Genomic DNA, 18,159 nt, shown 5'->3' with positions numbered 1-18,159 from the left:
CGGTCTTCAGAGTGGGCCGTGCCTGAAATCCAACAGAATGGAGAATTGATATGAGCACCGGTTTTTTCGGCGATATCGCCAAGATCCAGTATGAAGGTCCGGACAGCGACAATCCGTATGCCTTCAAGCACTACAACCCGGAAGAGGTCGTCCTCGGCAAGACGCTGAAGGACCACCTCCGCTTCGCCGTCGCCTACTGGCATTCGCTGGCCTGGGAAGGCGGCGACCCCTTTGGCGGACGCACCTTCGATCGCCCGTGGTATGATGGCGAGATGGACAAGGCCAAGCTCAAGGCCGATGTCGCCTTCGAACTCTTCACCCTGCTCGGCGCGCCGTTCTACTGCTTCCATGACGCCGATGTGCGCCCGGAAGGCAAGAACTTCGCCGAAAGCACGAAGAACCTGAACGAGATCGTCGACTACTTCGCCAAGAAGCAGGAAGAAGCCGGCATGAAGCTCCTGTGGGGCACGGCCAACCTCTTCACCCATCGCCGCTTCATGTCGGGCGCCTCGACCAATCCGGACCCGGAGGTCTTCGCCTACTCCGCCGCGACCATCAAGACCTGCATGGACGCGACCATGAAGCTCGGCGGCGAGAACTACGTGCTGTGGGGCGGTCGCGAAGGCTACGAGACCCTGCTCAACACCGACCTGTCCCGCGAACTCGACCAGATGGCGCGGATGCTGCACATGGTCGTCGAGTACAAGCACAAGATCGGCTTCAAGGGCGCGATCCTGGTCGAGCCGAAGCCGCAGGAGCCCTCCAAGCACCAGTATGACTACGACGTCGCCACCGTCTACGGCTTCCTGCAGAAGCACGGGCTGGAGAAGGAAGTGCAGATGAACATCGAGCAGGGTCACGCGATCCTGGCCGGTCACACCTTCGAGCACGAGCTGGCGCTCGCCCGCACGCTCGGCATCTTCGGCTCCATCGACATGAACCGCAACGACTACCAGTCGGGCTGGGATACCGACCAGTTCCCGAACAATGTTCCGGAAATGGCGCTCGCCTATCTCGAAGTGCTGAAGGCCGGCGGCTTTACGACCGGCGGCACCAATTTCGACGCCAAGGTCCGTCGCCAGTCGATCGACGCGGCCGACTTGCTGCATGGCCATATCGGCGGCATGGATGCCTGCGCGCGTGGCCTAAAGGCCGCTGCCCGCATGTTCGAGGACGGCGCCCTGCAGAAGCCGCTCGACGAGCGCTATGCCGGCTGGAACGGCGATGTGGCAAAGAAGATGCTCGCCGGCGAAATGACGCTGGAAGAGATCGCGGCCATGGTCGAGAAGGAAGACATCAACCCGCTTCCGAAGTCCGGCCGCCAGGAATATCTGGAAAACATCGTCAACAAGTACGTGTGAGGCGTGAATGCGCGGGCCGCCTCGTGCGGCCCTCAGGCATTTGACAAGCCACGGCTTCAGAGCCTCTTGCCACGTGCTCGGGCTCGACCCGAGCATCCATACTGAGCAGGCGATTGACGCTGTTTATCGACGCTGTTCACATCTGCATGGATCCCCGGGGTCAAGCCCGGGGATACCCCGCGAGCGCTTTATCGGCGACCTCGCGCCGCCGCATCCTGTGGGTCAGCTTGCTTTCGGTCTTCAGTGCCCGGCTGCACTCGAAAACAGATTCATCACCAGCACGCCGCCGATGATCATCGTGATGCCGATCCAGGCGGCAAGGTCCAGGCTCTGGCGCAGGAAGACGACGCTGACGGCGGCCGTCAGCACGATGCCGAGGCCTGCCCAGATCGCATAGGCGACGCCAAGCGGGATCGTCTTCAACGCCTGCGACAGGCAGAAGAAGGCGATGATGTAGAACACGGCCACGCCGATCGTCGGCATCAGCCGGGTGAAGCCGTAGGATTTCTGCAGCAGCGTCGAGCCGATCACCTCGCAGACGATCGCGATACCGAGCATGCCGTAAGCCGCAAGCGCCGGGTTCATGGCCGTTCCTTCTTAACAGCGTTCAATGCGCCTCGTCCCAATTGTGGGCGGCGCGGGCATCGACCTTCAGCGGCACGGCCATCGAGACGGCGGGCATCGCCGCGTTTTCCATGATGTCGACGACCAGGGCTTGCGTCTTTTCCACGGCCTCGTCCTCGACCTCGAAGATCAGTTCGTCATGAACCTGCAGCAGCATCTTCGCCCGGTCGGCAAGGCCCGCTTTCGCAAGTTCCGGCTCGATCCGGATCATCGCGCGGCGGATGATATCGGCGGCCGATCCCTGGATGGGGGCGTTGATCGCGGCGCGCTCGTTGAAGCTTTTGACCTGGTGGTTCGAGGATTTGATTTCCGGGTAATGGATGCGGCGGCCGAAAATGGTCTCGACATAACCCTTGTCGCGGGCCTTTTCCTTGGTCTCTTCCATGTAATCGTGAATGCCCGGAAAGCGCTCGAAATAGCGCTTGATATAGTCGCTCGCCTCGGAGCGCTCTATGCCGAGCTGGTTGGAAAGCCCGAAGGCCGAGATGCCGTAGATGATGCCGAAATTGATCGCCTTGGCGCGCCTTCTGACATCGCCCGGCATGCCTTCCACCGGCACGCCGAACATTTCCGATGCCGTCATCGCGTGAATGTCGATGCCGTCGGCAAAGGCCTGTTTCAATTGCGGAATATCGGCCACATGGGCAAGCACGCGCAACTCGATTTGGCTGTAGTCGGCAGACAGCAGCTTGTGGCCGGGATTGGCGATGAAGGCGGTACGGATCTTGCGGCCTTCGGCGGTGCGGACCGGAATGTTCTGCAGGTTCGGCTCCGACGAAGACAGCCGCCCTGTCGTGGTCGAGGCCAGCGAATAGGAGGTATGAACGCGCTTGGTCTGAGGGTGGATATAGCCCGGCAGCGCATCGGTATAGGTCGATTTCAGCTTGGTCATCTGCCGCCAGTCGACGATGCGGCTGGGAAGCGGCAGGCCCTGTGCCGCCAGATCGTCGAGCACCTGAACGGCCGTCGACCATTGCCCGGACTTGGTCTTCTTGCCGCCGGGAAGCCCCATCTTGCCGAACAGGATGTCGCCGAGCTGCTTGGGCGACCCGATATTGAAGCGCTCGCCGGCAAGCTCGTAGATTTCGTCCTCGAGCGCTGCGGCCTTCTGCGCGAGTTCCCCGGAAAGCCGGGAGAGGATCTGCCGGTCGACCGAGATGCCGCGCTCTTCCATGCGCGAAAGCACCGGCACCAGTGGGCGCTCGAGACGCTCGTAGACGGTGGTCACCCGCTCGGCGGCAAGCCGGGGTTTCAGCACCAGCCAGAGCCTCAGCGTCACATCGGCATCTTCCGCCGCGTAAGCCGTGGCGCGGTCGATATCGACATGATCGAAGGTCACCATGTTGCGCCCGGACCCCGCGACCTCCTTGTAGGGGATCGGCTGGTGGCCGAGCCATTTTTCCGACAGCGCATCCATGCCATGCGCGCCCATGCCGGAATCCAGCACATAGGACAGCAGCATGGTGTCGTCGAAGTTCTTCACCGTGATGCCGTGGCGGGCCATCACGAGGTAGTCATATTTCAGGTTCTGCGCGATCTTCTTGACTGCCTCGTCCTCGAGCAGGCCCTTCAGCGCGGCAAGCGCCTTGTCGAAGGGGATCTGCCCTTCCGCAAGCCCGCCGCCCAGAAGATCGTCCTGTCCGGCCTTGTGGGCGACCGGAACATAGGCTGCGCGGATGACGGAAGCGTCGTCCTTGGCATCCTCGTCATAAAGCGCCAGCGAGAAGCCGGCGAGCTCGGCCTGCATCGCATCAAGCGAGGTGGTCTCGGTGTCAAAGGCGACGAGGCCGCGTTCGCGCGCGGTGGCAATCCAGGCTTCGAGCGTTTCGAGATCGCGGATCGTCTCGTAGCTGTCGCGGTTGATCGGGAGCGCTGCAAAGCGGGCGGCGCGTGCTGCTGCGAGATCTGCGGGCCGGTTGCCTTCTGACGAAGGGGCAGCGGTACCTGCCGCCGACTTGCCTTCACCCGGATCGAGATCCGGCCCATGGGCGTCGGCGCCCCATTCGACATCGACGGGTGCCGCCTCGATCGCCTGGGCCTCGGCGCCCGTCGCCTCCGAAACGCGCCGGGTCAGCGAGTTGAATTCCATCGCCTTCAGGAAGGAGACGAGCTTCGGCCCGTCCTGCGGCTCCAGCGACAGCGCGTCGAGCGGCACGTCCACCGGGCAATCCTGCTTCAGCGTCACCAACTGGCGCGAAACCAGCACAAGTTCCCGGTTGGCAATGATGTTTTCGCGGCGCTTGGTCTGCTTGATCGTTTTGGCATTGGCCAGAAGATTGTCGAGATCGCCGAATTCCTCCAGCAGCGTCGCCGCCGTCTTCGGGCCGATGCCGGGGACGCCCGGCACATTATCGACCGAATCGCCCGTCAGCGCCTGGAGGTCGATCATCTTTTCAGGCGGCACGCCCCATTTCTCGATCACTTCGGCAACGCCGATCTGCCGATCCTTCATGCCGTCATACATGTGTACGTTCGGGCCGACGAGCTGCATCAAATCCTTGTCGGAAGAGATGATGGTGGCAGCGCCGCCCGCTTCCACCGCCATCCTTGCATAGGTGGCGATGATGTCGTCGGCCTCATAGCCTTCCATCTCGATACAGGGCAGGTTGAAGGCGCGGGTCGCCTCGCGGATCAGCGAGAACTGCGGCACCAGCTCTTCCGGCGGCGGCGGCCGGTGGGCCTTGTAGTCGGGATAGATTTCCTTGCGGAAGGTTTTCGAGGAAAAGTCGAAGATCACCGCGAGATGGGTGGGCGTCACGCCGACGGAGGTGTCGCGCGCCTGGGTCAGTAGCTTCCACAGCATGTTGCAGAAGCCGGAGACGGCGCCAACCGGCAGGCCATCGGATTTGCGGGTCAGCGGCGGCAGCGCGTGGAAAGCGCGGAAGATGAAGCCGGAGCCATCAATCAGGAAAAGGTGATCGTCTTTTTTCATGGCGAATCCATAGCCGCTCGGGGCTCAAACGTCCATGGCCCGTTCGCCCGCATCAAGCCCTTCGCAAGCCTTGGCTGGGCCGATCCCGTCAATCGGGCGATCCCGTGCCTTTAATCAGATTACTGAATTGTAACGAAACGGCGTGCCCGCTTCCCTTGAATCGACACATTTCAGGGTACATTTACTTAGCAACGGCGCCTGATCACGCCGCTGTCTGGCAAGAGGCTCGTCCCCCGCCTCGTCAGACAAAAGGACAAAGGCTCCATCCCCCTCTCCGGCCTTTGTCCCTAAAAACGCCGCCATGGCCCGTCCCCCCTCCCGGCCATGGCGGCTTTTTCTCGCCCGGAATTGACGCAGTCCCACAGGTTTTCATTCGGCCTCTCCTGGCCTATGGTCCGCTCAATGATTTGCACCGGAGATTTTTCATGACCCAGCTAGAAGCGCTGTTGAAGCGCGCCGATGACAACCTGCCCTCGAGCCTCGACAAGCTGTTTTCGCTCCTGCGTATTCCGTCGATCTCCACCGATCCGGCCTACAAGGAAAAATGCGCGGAAGCGGCCGATTGGCTCGTTGCGGAATTGAAGACGCTCGGCTTTCTGGCCGAAGCCCACAAGACCAAGGGCCACCCGATGGTGGTCGCCACCAGCGAGAATGCCCCCGAGGGCGCGCCGCACGTGCTTTTCTACGGCCATTACGACGTTCAGCCGGTCGATCCGCTGGCGCTCTGGGAAGACGATCCCTTCGACCCGAAGATCAAGGACAGCGCCGCCGGCACCAAGGTGATCACCGGGCGCGGTACCAGCGATGACAAGGGCCAGCTGATGACCTTCCTGCAGGCCTGCCGGGCCTATCGCGAGGAAAACGCCGAGCTGCCGGTGAAGATCACCATCATGTTCGAAGGCGAGGAAGAATCCGGCTCGCCATCGCTGCCGGCCTTCATCGAGGAGCATGGCGATCTGATCAAGGCCGATTTCGCGCTGGTCTGTGATACCGGCATGTGGGACCGCGAGACGCCCGCGATCGCCGCCACGCTGCGTGGTCTGGTGGGCGACGAGGTGGTGATCAAGGCCGCCGACCGCGATCTTCATTCCGGGTTCTTCGGCGGCGCCGCAGCAAACCCGATCCATATCCTCGCCAACATCCTCGCGGGCCTGCACGACGAAACCGGCCGGGTGACCCTGCCGGGCTTCTACGACGGCGTCGAGGAAACGCCCGAAGAGGTGAAGAAGAGCTGGGAGCAGCTCGGCGAAACCGACAGCCGCTTTCTGGGCGCGATCGGCCTTTCCGAGCCTTCCGGCGAGAAGGGCCGCTCGGTGCTGGAATTGACCTGGACGCGGCCGACAGCCGAAGTCAACGGCATTACCGGCGGCTACACGGGCGAGGGCTTCAAGACGGTGATTGCCGCTGAGGCCTCCGCCAAGGTTTCCTTCCGTCTCGTCGGCACCCAGGATCCGGTCAAGGTTCGCGAGAGCTTCCGCGCCTATGTGCGCTCGAAGCTGCCGTCCGATTGCAGCGTCGAATTCCACCCCCATGGCGGCTCGCCCGCGATCCATCTGGATTACAACGCGCCCTTCCTGAAAAAGGCGCAGGCCGCCCTTTCCGACGAATGGCCGAAGCCCGCCGTCGTCATCGGCATGGGCGGCTCGATCCCGATCGTCGGCGATTTCCAGAGGAAGCTCGGCATGGATTCGCTGCTGGTCGGTTTCGGCCTCAATGACGACCGCATCCATTCGCCGAACGAAAAATACGAGCTGACCTCGTTTCACAAGGGCATCCGCTCCTGGATCCGGATCCTCGACGCGCTGGCGAAATAAGACGGGTGGTCGCCTGCTTGCCGGATGAGCGGCAAGATTTCCCAACCAACGCTATCACCCTCGGGCTTGCCCCGAGGGTCCAGGCCACAGAAAGAACGCCGCCTGAATGCTCGGGTCGAGCCCGCGCATGACCACTGGATGGGTTGCGGGTCGAAGCTTCGGTGAGACATCGCCCGATCCCGTTCAGCTTACGTTAACCTTCGATACTATCTTTTGCCGAAACGCCCGGTGCGAACCACCCCCGCCTTAATACCACCTTAAAGGGACGGGCCTAGAAACGGGTGCGGAAACGAAAGGTGCCGACGGCTCCCTGATGGCAAGCAAGAAGAACAAGCACGACAGAACCGAACCCTCTCTCTTCGGCCTTGGCGGCGGCGAGCCGGCGAAGCCTGCCAGGAAGCCTTCCAAGAAGCGTGCCACCGGGAAAAACAGGAAGACGTCGAAGAAACGGTCGCGCGCCTCTTCCGGCGGCGGGTTTACGCGCATGCTGCGCTTCCTGGTCTACTGGTCCTGTGTTGCAGCCGTCTGGGGCGCGATCGTCGTCGCCGGCATCGTCATCTATTACGGCTCCAAGCTGCCGCCCGTCGATGAATGGGCGATTCCGGACCGGGCGCCCAACGTGAAGATCCTCGCCACCGACGGTTCGCTGATCGCCAATCGCGGTGCGACCGGCGGCGAGGCGCTGACCCTTGATGAAATGTCGCCCTTCATTCCGATGGCCGTTGTCGCCATCGAGGACCGGCGGTTCTATTCCCATTTCGGCGTCGATCCGATCGGCCTTTCCCGCGCCATGATCACCAATCTCCAGCATGGCGGCCTCGTCCAGGGCGGCTCGACGCTGACCCAGCAATTGGCAAAGAACGTGCTGCTGTCCAGCGCCCAGACGCTGGAGCGCAAGGTGCAGGAAGCGCTGATGGCGCTGTGGCTGGAGCACGAATACAGCAAGGAGCAGATTCTGGCCATGTATCTGAACCGGGTCTATTTCGGTTCGGGCGCCTACGGCGTGGAAGCCGCTTCGCAGCGCTATTTCGACAAATCCGCCCGTGATGTCACGCTCGGCGAGGCGGCCCTTCTTGCAGGCTTGCTGAAGGCGCCCTCCAGGCTTTCGCCCGCCCGCGATCCGGAAGCGGCTGAGGAGCGCGCCCAGGTCGTTTTGGCGGCGATGCATGATCAGGGCATGATCGATGACAGCGATATGGCAACCGCGATGTCGCGCAAGCCGACGCGGGCGCCGAGCTACTGGACCGGGCCGGACAACTATGTCGCCGACATGGTGATGAAGGAGCTGACGCCGCTGATCGGCGATGTGACGACCGATATCGTTGTCGCGACGACGATCGATCCGGGCCTCGAACGCGATGCCGGAGAGAGCCTGTCAAAGGCGCTCGCCGCAAGCGGCGAGAAGGATCGGGTCGAACAGGGCGCGCTGGTCTCCGTCGATGGCACCGGCGCCATCCGCGCGCTCGTCGGCGGGCGCGATTATTCCAAGAGCCAGTTCAACCGCGCGGTGACCGCCAAGCGCCAGCCGGGCTCGGCCTTCAAGCCCTTCGTCTATGCCGCAGCACTCGAAATCGGCGACCGGCCCGGCTCGGTGCGCAACGATGCCCCGATCACCATCGACGACTGGACGCCTGAAAACTACGAGAAGACCTATTCCGGGCCGATGACGCTCACCAATGCGCTCGCCCATTCCGTCAACACCATTGCCGCGCAGCTGGTGATGGAGGCAAGCCCCGGCTATGTCGTCGATGTGGCCCATCGTCTCGGCATCACGTCGGATATCACCGCCAATGCCTCGCTTGCCCTCGGCACGTCCGAAGTGTCGCTGCTGGAGCTGACGGGGGCCTATACCGCCTTCATGAATGGTGGTTTCAGGGCGACGCCCTATCTGATCGAGAGCGTGAAAACCGCGGAAGGCCAGTCGCTCTTCCAGCGGGCAGCGCCTCAGCCCGAGCGTGTGCTCTCGGCGCAGACGGCCGCCAATATGAACGGCATGATGATGCGGGTCGTGACCGAAGGCACGGGCAAGGCAGCCCAGATCCCGGGCTGGCAGGTCGCCGGCAAGACCGGCACGACGCAATCCTCGCGCGATGCCCTGTTCGTCGGCTTCACCGCCAATCTCACCACCGGCGTCTGGGTCGGAAATGACGACAATTCGCCGATGCGGCACGTCACCGGCGGCAAGCTGCCGGCGCAGATCTGGCACGATTACATGGCCAAGGCCCATCACGGACTGAAGCCGCAGCCGCTTTATGGCGGTGGTCGCCTGATCGATCCGAAACCCGCCCAGCAGCCTTCAAACGACAATGACCCGAAGACGCTTGTCGAGCTTCTCGGCGAGATCGGGATCAAGACGCCCGCCTCGGACAATGCCCAGCCCGCCCAGCCGGAGCCAAGGCGGCGCACGCTGATGGACATCCTGAGCGGCAATTAGAGCTTTCGACGTCAGAGGGTTTTTCTCGGCCGTTTTTTAGGTCCTTGATCGCGTTTCAGGTCTCTTGCCGGGATCGTTTTGGCCTAGGTGGGTCTTCTGATCTTCAAGGGGAATTTTCCATGCCGAGGTTTCTATTTCTGACAGGCGGGCTCTGGCTGCTGCTTGCCACATTCGCTGTCTCCGCCGAGCCGGTCGGCTTTCGCGATGCCGGGATTGAGGGCGCAAGGCCGCTCCATGTCGCGCTCTGGTATCCGGCCAAGGCTGGCGGCGATCCGGTCGCGATCGGCGAAAATCCTGCATTCTTCGGCATCACTGCGGTGAGAGATGCAGCACCCGCGACGGGCATTCATCCGCTGGTGGTGCTTTCGCATGGCTATGGCGGAAACTGGCGCAATTTGAACTGGCTGGCGGCCGCGCTTGCCGGCCAGGGCTATATCGTCGCCGCTCCCGATCACCCTGGAACGACAACGCGCGACCGAAGCCCGCAAGAGGCCGCCCGGCTGTGGGAGCGCCCGCATGATCTCAGCCGCGTGATTGATCTCCTGATCGATGATCCCGGCTTTGCCGGGAGCGTGGATGTCGCCAGGATTGGCGCGATCGGCCATTCGCTCGGAGGATGGACGGTGGTTGCGCTCGCCGGTGGGCGGTTCGATGCCGACAGGTTCACGCAAGATTGCCGCCTCCATCCGAACCCGCGTATCTGCGGCCTTGCCGACGAACTCGCGCTTGATCGTCCCGCACTGGCGAAAAGCATGGCCGATCCGCGCATCGGTGCCATTGTTTCCCTTGATATCGGGCTTGCGCGGGGCTTTTCACCGGAAAGTCTCGCAGGCATCGCCGTGCCCGCCCTCGTCATCGGCGCAGGCACGGATATTGGCGACCTGCCGGCGAAAATGGAAAGCGGCTATCTCACGCAAAACCTGCCGACAGACAGCACCGTCTCAGTCGAAATTCCGGACGCGATCCATTTCAGCTTCATGCAGCCCTGCAAGCCGGGCGCGGCAGAGCTGATCGAGGCGGAAGACCCTGGTGAGGGGATTGTATGCAGGGACGGCGGGGCGCGCAGTCGAGCGGAGATCCATGCCGAGGTGCTCGGCCGGATCAGCGACTTTCTGGCGATGGCCATCCCGGCCACCCGTTAGGGCGGTTCCGTTTTTCACGGAGAAGAAGGGCCGCTCGGCACGCTGTGCCTTCCCGATCGAGAAAGCCTTCAGCCGTCGGTGACCTTCCGCTCGAACCGCCGGTCGCGGGCTCTCAGAAGCCGGCGGGCCTTCTGGATCAGGCGGCGCTTGCGGGTCTCGCCCGCCGTCTCGGCCCAGGCCGTCATGTTGCGATAGTCCCAGTAAAGCTCGGTGAAGGGGTGGGTGCACTTGGTGTGCCAGGGCTTCTTGGCATCGGTGAAATGCACGATCGAGGGCGCCCGGGCGGCTTCATAGGCCTCGTCCTCGGAATAGGACGGCTCCAGCGGGTTCGCCCGATAGATCCGCGTGCCGGCATTCCAGGACAGCGGAAGCACCTTGGTGTCGTTTTCGAACAGGATGTTGAGGAGGTCCTGATCCTGCGACACGATGGCGGGACCCTTGCTGCGGTAGGCGCTCAGCACAGCATCCTGGATGTCCATCTGCCGGAAACGGGCGATGTCGAACACCATGACCCCGGCATTGAAATAGCGGTGGTTGGCCGAAAGCTGCAGGCGCCGCGCCTGGTGGAAGCCGGCATCGTCCGGCGCGCCGGCCACGGGGTGGCCTTCGAGGTCAATGTCCCACAGCCGTTCGAGCGGATCGACGACGATGGTGTCGGCATCGATATAGATCGCCTTGCCGACCGATTCCGGCAGGTAGCGATGCATGACGAGGCGGTAATAGGTCGCGATCGAGACATAGTCGCGGTTGAGCGGCAGGAAGCGCAGGTCGCGATCGTCGATATCGCAGAAGTCGATCCGCCCGCCGGCATCATGAATGGTCTGTTCGAGTTTCGCCCTGTTTTTTGCCGAGATGCTGCCGCCGTTGAGGATGAAGAAGCGGAGCCGGGACGGCGTCTCGCTGGTTTTCAGCGCGGACAGCATGGTAACGGCGGCATGCGGGGCATAGCGATCGTCGACGGACAGCACGACATTGATGTCGTCTTCACCATTGCTGGCGCGCGGCACGATCGCCGACCGTTTGGCGCGGGCATCGCCAAGCACATCTTCCGGCACCACGGGCGGGCGCGGGCGCATGCCCCAGGTCAGCGGCAGCTCGCGGACCTTCGCCCCGTGCACCGCCTTGGCATAGTGCACATAGGTGTTGGTCAGGTACTCCGAAAGGAAGCCCCAGATCCGTTTCTGGTAGGGGTCGTAGTCCGAGGTGTCGATCCGGGTCTCGGCCTCCTCAAGCGTGCCGAACAGGAAATCGCAATATTCCTGGAACAGCGGTTTGCGCATCACCGAAATGCTGTTGAAGAACACCCGTCTTCCGGCAAGAACCTGAACGAGAAACGGATAGATCTCCGGAAACCGCTTCTTCACGATCTCCTCGACGATCGCCATATCGCCTTCGTGGTGCTGGTGCGCATAGAAGGCTGCGACCGCCATCGGCATGTCGGGCAGGCCCGGCAGATAGAGATCGCGCATCTCGGGGATCAGGATATCGGCGCTCTCGCAGGCCTTCTCGATCAAATCGTCACGCCAGCCATAGCGTTCGATCTCGCGTTCGGTGACCTCCGAAAAGGCAAGCCGCTTCGGCCTCTTCTCGGCAAAGACCAAAAGCCTGCGGTAGTGCATCATCCCGTAATAATCGGCTTCCACATTGTGCCGCATCCAGTAGAGCGCGGTGAGTTCGTTCCACGCGATGTTCTTTTCCGAGATATTCCTGCCCGTGTCGTCGCCCTGCACGCCTTCCATGACATGCCGCCCAAGCGCCCTGCCTGCCTGCACCGGGATCAGATGCTCTGTCCGGATGAGAGGGGCTTGCTTGAAGTAGACGACGGAGATGAAGATGTTTTTCGCGGTCATGGGAACCAGATCAAGGTCTTTCTACCTAGGGTAATACGAGAGTGTCATCGTCTATAAGATGATGCAGCTTTGGAAATTGTCCCCTTGCCACGTGGTCCATTCGTCGGAATGGTGCTGAGCGCGGCCGAGAGGACTTCTTAGTGACACCAAAATTGGCGTCTCGATTCTCTCAGTCGTTCAGGAATAATCAGTTCCTCTTCTCACCGAATTGTTGCAGCGGAATGCTAGCTGGGCTAGAGGTGAGCAAACTCATATTCGATCCGATGTGCAAGAAATATAAGGCTTTGTAAATGAAAGAATGCGTCCTGGTTACTGGTGGTGCCGGTTTCATCGGTTCGGCTATAAGCAAGTTTCTCGTCGAAGGTCGACACACTGTTGTTGCGATTGATAGCTTTCTGAGCCAAGTTCACCCGACAGGCACGAAATCTGAATTTCTGCACCCGGAGGTGGTGTTGCTCAAGCGAGACGTGAGCGAGCGCGACACGTGGGAAGAGTTCCTTGATCAGTATACGCCGACGATCGTTGTACATCTTGCGGCTGAGACGGGAACAGCCCAATCTTTGACGGAAAGTGTCAGGCATTCGAAGGTCAATGTGTTGGGCACCTCGGAAATGCTTGACGCCTTTGCGCGTCGGGCAATCAAGCCAGAGAGGATTGTTCTCGCTTCAAGCCGGGCGGTCTATGGTGAAGGACTTTGGCTTGACCAAGCTGAAGACAAAACCTTTCTACCTGAACCACGCAGCCATGCTCAGCTTGCCGCGAGCAAATGGGATCCGCTAAGCCCCTATGGCGGAAAGGTCGAGGCATTGAAGCACGACGCGTCAACCACGCCTCCCAATCCGACAAGCATCTATGGCGCGACCAAGTTGACTCAGGAGCACATTCTGAAAGCCTGGTGCGGCGCGTTCGGCGTGCCGCTTTCCGTGCTTCGTCTTCAGAATGTGTATGGGGAGGGGCAGTCGCCCCATAATTCCTATACCGGGATTATCAACATTTTCCACAAACTCGCATATGCTAAGGAGTCTATCCCCGTTTACGAAGACGGCGAGATCATCAGGGATTTTGTGCACATTGACGATGTCGCCAAGGCGATCGTCGCTGCGGTCAACGGTGCTGCAGACCAGCTGGGCCCAGTTGATGTCGGAACGGGTCGTCCTACGTCCATTCTGGAAGCGGCCCGCATTATAGCGGCAATGCATGGTGCGCCCGAGCCAGCTATCTGTGGCAAATTTCGGGATGGTGACGTAAGAAGCGCCAGTGCGGATATCAGTGCTCTCAAAGCGATCGGCGTTGAGCCTTCGGTCAGCTTCGAGGAGGGGAGCGAGCGCGTCGGTGGTTGGCTGATTTCGCGTGGATATATCTGACTCTGAGTTTTGGTCACTCTCTTGGAACTAAAGGTCTCGCAACAGATGGTTAAAGAACGAAGCGCTTCATACCCAGTGGAAGGGGCGACGCTCCAAGTCCAATCGATCCTCTACGGACTGAGTATTAAAGAGGTAGGGCGCACCATTGAAAGCCTGAGGAGAGGTTTTGATCTTGCTCACGCTGATGGTGTGCTTGAGCGATTGCGCTTCTTTATGGGGGACACGTCGGCTGAACCTTGCCTTTCCGATGAAGAGCTGGAGAAGGTGAAAGAAAAGTACGGCGACTTTATTGAGATCGACTACCACTTCTTTGACAAGAATGTCGGCTCTGCGGCCGGGCATAATTTCCTGGCCGAGGACGCGGACACCGACTATTTGATGATCCTAAATCCTGACGTGGTAATTTCGCCGCGCCTGCTCCAGCGCATGATTGCGCCCTTCCAATCCGGTGCTGTCGGAATGACCGAGGCCAAGCAGCTGCCTATCGAGCATCCCAAGGATTACGACGCGCGCACAGGTGAAACATCGTGGGCAACCACTGCTTGCGCGATAACGCCCACCAACTTGTTCCGACAGCTTGAAGGATTTGATTCAGAGTCCTTCTTTCTGTACTGCGACGATGTCGATTACTCCTGGCGTGTGCGTGAAGCAGGCAAGAAAGTGATCTTTTTGCCTGACGCAGTCGCTTTTCATGACAAGCGTGTCAGCCAGAGCGGTTCCTGGCAGCCTTCTTCCGCGGAGGTTTATTATTCCGCGCAAGCTGCGCTGTTAATGGCGTACAAGTGGTCCAACGAGAAGCTTCTCAACAAAATTCTGTCATTTTATGAGAATGGCAGCGAACAAGAGCGTGCAGCCTTCGATCATTTCCAGACAAAGCGGGAAGAAAACAAGCTTCCCGAGCAGAGGGACAGATCGCACAAGATCGCGACCTTCGAAGGATTCCTTTACGCCAAACATCGGTACGCGCTATGATTTTCAACAGTAAAACGCTTTATGACCATGCATATGAGGTCAATAATGTCTACGGCCATGCACTTGATCTTCTAAGCGAGTTTTCGGAGCGCGTCGTTGATATTGCTTCAAATGGCGTGCATCTCGACCTTGGCTGTGGTTTTGGCCGCATTGCCGAGCCTCTTACTGAGCGCCTGGGTCTGCATTATATCGGTGTCGATGGCGATGATCGCGGTCTGATTTCTTTGCAAGAACGTGGATTCGAGGCTCATAAGGTCGTCTTCGGCACGGCAGAGCAACTGGTTCAAGATATAGAGCAAATACTAAACGGTCGCCGGTTGTATTCGCTGACGATGCTCGACACTTTGGAGCATCTGCCGAATGGTACCGATGTCTTGAACGCCATTCGCGCCCTGATTTCCCGGAATTCCTGTCCCGCAGTCATCAGTGTTCCCAACGTCGCTCATCGTGATGTCGGCTTCAGACTTGCGATGGGTGAATGGGATTACACAGAAGACGGGTTGCTCGATCACACCCACACGCATTTATTCACCCAAAGGGGTCTTGAGCAGTTTCTCCAGCACTCGGGACTGCAGACGGTTGCGCGCAATCCGGTGCGCATCTCGCTGAGTGACCAGGCTTTTCCTGTGGGGCATCCTGCAGTTTCGGCTGGATCTCAACTGCATCAGCTTCTCAGTCATATTCGCAACGGTGTTGATGATACAGCGTCAATCAACCAGTTTGTCCAGCTGGTTCAGGCGGGGCCTCGGTCTGCGCCCGAGCCATTTTCCCTTGCGAAAATAGAGGATGCGGAGCGCCCCTTCCTGTCCATTATCACCCGGACTCAGGGCAAACGCATTCTTGGGCTGGAAGAAGTCATTCTTGCACTAACCGCTCAAGAAGATACTGATTTTGAATTGATCGTCGTCGGCCACAAGCTTGAATATGAAAACCAGAAGGCAATCGAGCGCGTCATCGAAGATGCCGTTGAGGGAATGCGCAACCGCATTCGGTTGGTCCTCGTGGATGATGGCAACAGGACGAGGCCGCTGAATGTGGGGTTTGCGGAAGCGCGTGGGCAGTACATCGTCATTCTTGACGACGACGACCTGCCACTGGCACATTGGACGGCGACCTTCCGGGAATTGGCGCGGAAGAAGCCAGGCGCCGTACTCCGCTCGGTCGCTGCAAAACAGACGGTGACTTCGGCAAAGCGAGGAAAGGCCGGCGCTGGTATCAAGGCGATCGGGGGGTTTGAGCCTTATCCTGCGCATTTCGATCTGTTTACCCACCTTTCCTACAATGAAACGCCACCGATTTCGTTTGCCGTGCCTCGGAGCCTGTTCCAGGATCTCGGTATTCGTTTTGACGAGACCCTTACCACGACCGAGGACTGGGACTTCCTGATCCGGTGCGCCTTGCTTGTGGGCGTTGCCACTTCCTCGGAAATTACATGTATCTATCGTTGGTGGTCAGATAACGATCACTCGTCTCGAACAGATCACAACAATGAGGAGTGGCTGTTAAACCACGAGGTCATCCTGAAGAAATTCGATCAGCTTCCGATTCTGCTCCCTCCTGGATCAAGCCGGCGTATTCGTCACTTGATGGGAATGAACTATTCGCCTCCGCCTGCGGATGAGGCTCAGGATCGACGTTTGGCCTTGTTGAAGAGCATATCAGAGGTGTTGAACTCTTGGAGTTGGAGGTTGACCAAGCCCCTTAGGTTGCCCGCGCGGCTTCGGGGAAGGAAAGACCCTAAGTTCAGGAAGTGCTTTGACATGCCTGAGTCCCAGCTGATCTTCATTGAGGGCAAGCTGCGCAAAAGCGGTTCGTGGCGCAAAACGAAGATATTCAGAAAAAAGAGGAAGTGAGATGCAGGGTCACCGGAATGAGGGTGAGGCGGCAGCGATTCGCCATGAGGACAACTTTGTCGCTCTCCGCATGTTCGCAGCCATTCTGGTGATATTTGGCCATGCATATGGGCTCACCCTGTCCACGGCTCCCGGATTTCTTGGAAATGGGGTCCATACGGTAGCCCTCAAAATCTTCTTTGTGATCAGCGGTTTTCTGATCACTGAGAGCTGGTTGAGAGATCGCTCTCTTTCGCGTTATTTCTCAAAACGCTTGTTGCGTATCATTCCTGGCTTGGCTGTGCTTGTAACGCTAACGGCTTTCTTGGTCGGTCCGCTCGTGACGAGCCTGGACTTCACGCAGTATTTCTCGAGCCATTCCGTTTATCAGTACTTTTCGAATATTGCCCTGTTTCCCAGGTACAACCTCCCCGGGTTGTTTGAAAACAACCCTTACCCGGTGGCAGTGAATGGCTCCCTATGGACCCTTCCTGTCGAGTTTTTTATGTATATAATGGTGCCGTTTATATTCTTTCGCGGTCCATCCAAATACATCGTTTTAATTGTTTTATTTATTTCGTTCATTCTTTCGCTGTATTTTATGCGCGGCGAAGCGCCTTTGATGGTATTTTATGGAACGAATGTCGTAAACGCTCTCGAGCTTGCGCCTTATTTTCTTGCTGGCGCAGCCTTCAAGGTATACGTCGATAGAAATTTCTTTAACCTGCAGGTCGCATTCTCGCTCATCATAATTGCTCCGCTCATTTGCCAAGGTCGGGTCAGTGGCGAGATTTTGCTTTTGTTGGTTCTCCCCTATACAGTACTTGCCTTTGGTTTCTGCCCAAATCCTGTCTTCTCCAAGCTTGGCAGGTTTGGAGATATTTCTTATGGTGTATACCTATATGCATTTTTGATACAGCAGATATTCTGTAATTATTTTGATCTGGCGCATCGGCCAAACACGAATTTCATTCTGACTTTGTTGGTCGTGCTTCCAGTGGCATGGGTTTCCTGGCATTACGTCGAAAGTCCTGCTCTCAAACTAAAGCCGGGGCGAGCGCGCGTGAAGGCGACGGTCCTGAGAGAAGCATAAGCGTTTTGAGCGGATCGTGAATTCATCGGTCCCTCGCTTGGTCATAATGCAATGCGGGCGACCTTGACGTGTCGTTCGCCAGGGTGCTGAGCTTCAGGCTTTGGTGGCGCAATGGAATCGCTGTCCGAGTATTGCTTGCCGTTCAATTCGGCTGATCTGATCTGCTTCACTTGAGGAAGAGACAAACTCGCGCGGACGAAGCGGCGTCAGGTGTGCATGTTGCTCATGCCTAGGCTGTCACAGGTTCACAAACACTTGCTGGAGCTGATGACAGTGAAAGCAGTCCAATCCAGAGTTCACGTCTCAGTCATCTCATGAAGCTGCCTCTGCGAGCATCTGGTCGCGGCTTCCCGGAGCGCCGCCGAGTGCGAGGCCGGACGCGATGGCGGGTGTTTCGAAGACGATCGCGGTGACGCCGGATGCGAGGTTGAGATCGTCGGCATGGCCGACGCGAATGCCTTCGACGTCTGTGATGAGATTTTTCATGGGGGCCTTCCCTGTCTGTAATCCCTTTGAATCAGAGGTTTTAGTGTTTGATTGGTCAATGGTTGAGGTTGGTTGGTTGGGATAAAATGCATTTTTTTGAATTAGCGTGTTGACGGGATCGGGAAATGGGGTCTATAAGCCGCCTCACCGAACGACGGGGCGGCGCTTCTGCGGGGCTTACGGTTCGAAAAAATCTTCCGACAGGCTGAGATGCTTAGTCAGGCTGAACTTTAGGGATTGGCCGAGCGAGGATTG

The 18,159-nt window shown here is 59.2% G+C and carries 11 protein-coding genes and 1 pseudogene; 8 read left to right on the top strand and 4 right to left on the bottom strand.

From position 1 onward, the window contains the following. The first annotated feature begins 50 nt into the window (after window positions 1–50). The gene (gene xylA / locus HPQ62_RS18345) at window positions 51–1,361 is read left to right on the top strand and encodes a xylose isomerase (RefSeq protein WP_174804044.1); all 1,311 of its coding nucleotides are present in this window, start codon (window positions 51–53) and stop codon (window positions 1,359–1,361) included. A 240-nt stretch (window positions 1,362–1,601) separates the two neighbouring features. On the opposite strand, the gene HPQ62_RS18340 is transcribed toward xylA, so the two are convergent. Both HPQ62_RS18340 and polA read right to left on the bottom strand, forming a co-directional pair. Further along, on the bottom strand, window positions 1,602–1,946 hold the full coding sequence (locus HPQ62_RS18340) for a DMT family transporter (protein WP_174804043.1): 345 nt from the start codon (window positions 1,944–1,946) through the stop codon (window positions 1,602–1,604). A gap of 22 nt (window positions 1,947–1,968) precedes the next feature. Continuing rightward, complete coding sequence (gene polA, locus HPQ62_RS18335) at window positions 1,969–4,917, bottom strand: DNA polymerase I (protein ID WP_174804042.1); 2,949 nt, start codon at window positions 4,915–4,917, stop codon at window positions 1,969–1,971. Between the two features lie 425 nt (window positions 4,918–5,342). Between polA and HPQ62_RS18330 the strand changes: the two genes are divergently transcribed. The 3 genes from HPQ62_RS18330 to HPQ62_RS18320 all read left to right on the top strand — a co-directional run bounded on the left by HPQ62_RS18330 (window position 5,343) and on the right by HPQ62_RS18320 (window position 10,307). Next, entirely contained in the window at window positions 5,343–6,731 is a 1,389-nt protein-coding gene (locus HPQ62_RS18330; RefSeq protein WP_174804041.1) for a dipeptidase, read from the top strand. Window positions 6,732–7,044: 313 nt separating this feature from the next. Next, window positions 7,045–9,165 carry a transglycosylase domain-containing protein gene (locus HPQ62_RS18325; RefSeq protein WP_174804040.1) on the top strand — a complete coding sequence of 707 codons (2,121 nt, stop codon included), beginning with the start codon at window positions 7,045–7,047 and terminating at the stop codon, window positions 9,163–9,165. Between the two features lie 119 nt (window positions 9,166–9,284). Next, the gene (locus tag HPQ62_RS18320; protein ID WP_174804039.1) at window positions 9,285–10,307 is read left to right on the top strand and encodes an alpha/beta hydrolase family protein; all 1,023 of its coding nucleotides are present in this window, start codon (window positions 9,285–9,287) and stop codon (window positions 10,305–10,307) included. 68 nt (window positions 10,308–10,375) lie between these two features. Here HPQ62_RS18320 and HPQ62_RS18315 read toward each other — a convergent pair whose 3' ends face one another. Beyond that, the gene (locus tag HPQ62_RS18315; RefSeq protein WP_174804038.1) at window positions 10,376–12,157 is read right to left on the bottom strand and encodes a DUF4422 domain-containing protein; all 1,782 of its coding nucleotides are present in this window, start codon (window positions 12,155–12,157) and stop codon (window positions 10,376–10,378) included. Between the two features lie 290 nt (window positions 12,158–12,447). On the opposite strand from HPQ62_RS18315, the gene HPQ62_RS18310 reads away from it, so the two are divergent. From HPQ62_RS18310 to HPQ62_RS18295, 4 genes are read left to right on the top strand one after another with little or no spacing between them, the layout of a single operon-like run. Next, complete coding sequence (locus HPQ62_RS18310; protein ID WP_174804037.1) at window positions 12,448–13,521, top strand: NAD-dependent epimerase/dehydratase family protein; 1,074 nt, start codon at window positions 12,448–12,450, stop codon at window positions 13,519–13,521. Between the two features lie 21 nt (window positions 13,522–13,542). Beyond that, window positions 13,543–14,493, top strand: coding sequence for a glycosyltransferase (locus HPQ62_RS18305; protein ID WP_244629769.1), 951 nt, complete (start codon window positions 13,543–13,545; stop codon window positions 14,491–14,493). Continuing rightward, the gene (locus tag HPQ62_RS18300) at window positions 14,490–16,346 is read left to right on the top strand and encodes a methyltransferase domain-containing protein (RefSeq protein ID WP_174804036.1); all 1,857 of its coding nucleotides are present in this window, start codon (window positions 14,490–14,492) and stop codon (window positions 16,344–16,346) included. Before HPQ62_RS18305 ends, HPQ62_RS18300 begins: the two co-directional genes overlap by 4 nt. A gap of 1 nt (window position 16,347) precedes the next feature. After that, complete coding sequence (locus HPQ62_RS18295; protein WP_174804035.1) at window positions 16,348–17,418, top strand: acyltransferase family protein; 1,071 nt, start codon at window positions 16,348–16,350, stop codon at window positions 17,416–17,418. Between the two features lie 324 nt (window positions 17,419–17,742). Here the strand turns inward: HPQ62_RS18295 and HPQ62_RS18290 are convergent. Next, window positions 17,743–17,904 (bottom strand): annotated as a pseudogene (locus tag HPQ62_RS18290) (P1 family peptidase); the annotation flags it as partial. Window positions 17,905–18,159 lie beyond the last annotated feature (255 nt).

Origin of the sequence: Martelella limonii, from assembly GCF_013344475.1 — a bacterium.
Classification (GTDB): Bacteria; Pseudomonadota; Alphaproteobacteria; order Rhizobiales; family Rhizobiaceae; genus Martelella; species Martelella limonii.
This window is presented reverse-complemented; position numbering and strand designations above follow the sequence as displayed.

Coding starts and splice junctions, on each gene's coding strand:
- HPQ62_RS18295 (WP_174804035.1), top strand. CDS start 16,348: ATGCAGGGTCACCGGAATGAGGGTGAGGCGGCAGCGATTCGCCATGAG.
- HPQ62_RS18310 (WP_174804037.1), top strand. CDS start 12,448: ATGAAAGAATGCGTCCTGGTTACTGGTGGTGCCGGTTTCATCGGTTCG.
- HPQ62_RS18300 (WP_174804036.1), top strand. CDS start 14,490: ATGATTTTCAACAGTAAAACGCTTTATGACCATGCATATGAGGTCAAT.
- HPQ62_RS18315 (WP_174804038.1), bottom strand. CDS start 12,157: ATGACCGCGAAAAACATCTTCATCTCCGTCGTCTACTTCAAGCAAGCC.
- HPQ62_RS18330 (WP_174804041.1), top strand. CDS start 5,343: ATGACCCAGCTAGAAGCGCTGTTGAAGCGCGCCGATGACAACCTGCCC.
- HPQ62_RS18340 (WP_174804043.1), bottom strand. CDS start 1,946: ATGAACCCGGCGCTTGCGGCTTACGGCATGCTCGGTATCGCGATCGTC.
- HPQ62_RS18325 (WP_174804040.1), top strand. CDS start 7,045: ATGGCAAGCAAGAAGAACAAGCACGACAGAACCGAACCCTCTCTCTTC.
- xylA (WP_174804044.1), top strand. CDS start 51: ATGAGCACCGGTTTTTTCGGCGATATCGCCAAGATCCAGTATGAAGGT.
- polA (WP_174804042.1), bottom strand. CDS start 4,917: ATGAAAAAAGACGATCACCTTTTCCTGATTGATGGCTCCGGCTTCATC.
- HPQ62_RS18320 (WP_174804039.1), top strand. CDS start 9,285: ATGCCGAGGTTTCTATTTCTGACAGGCGGGCTCTGGCTGCTGCTTGCC.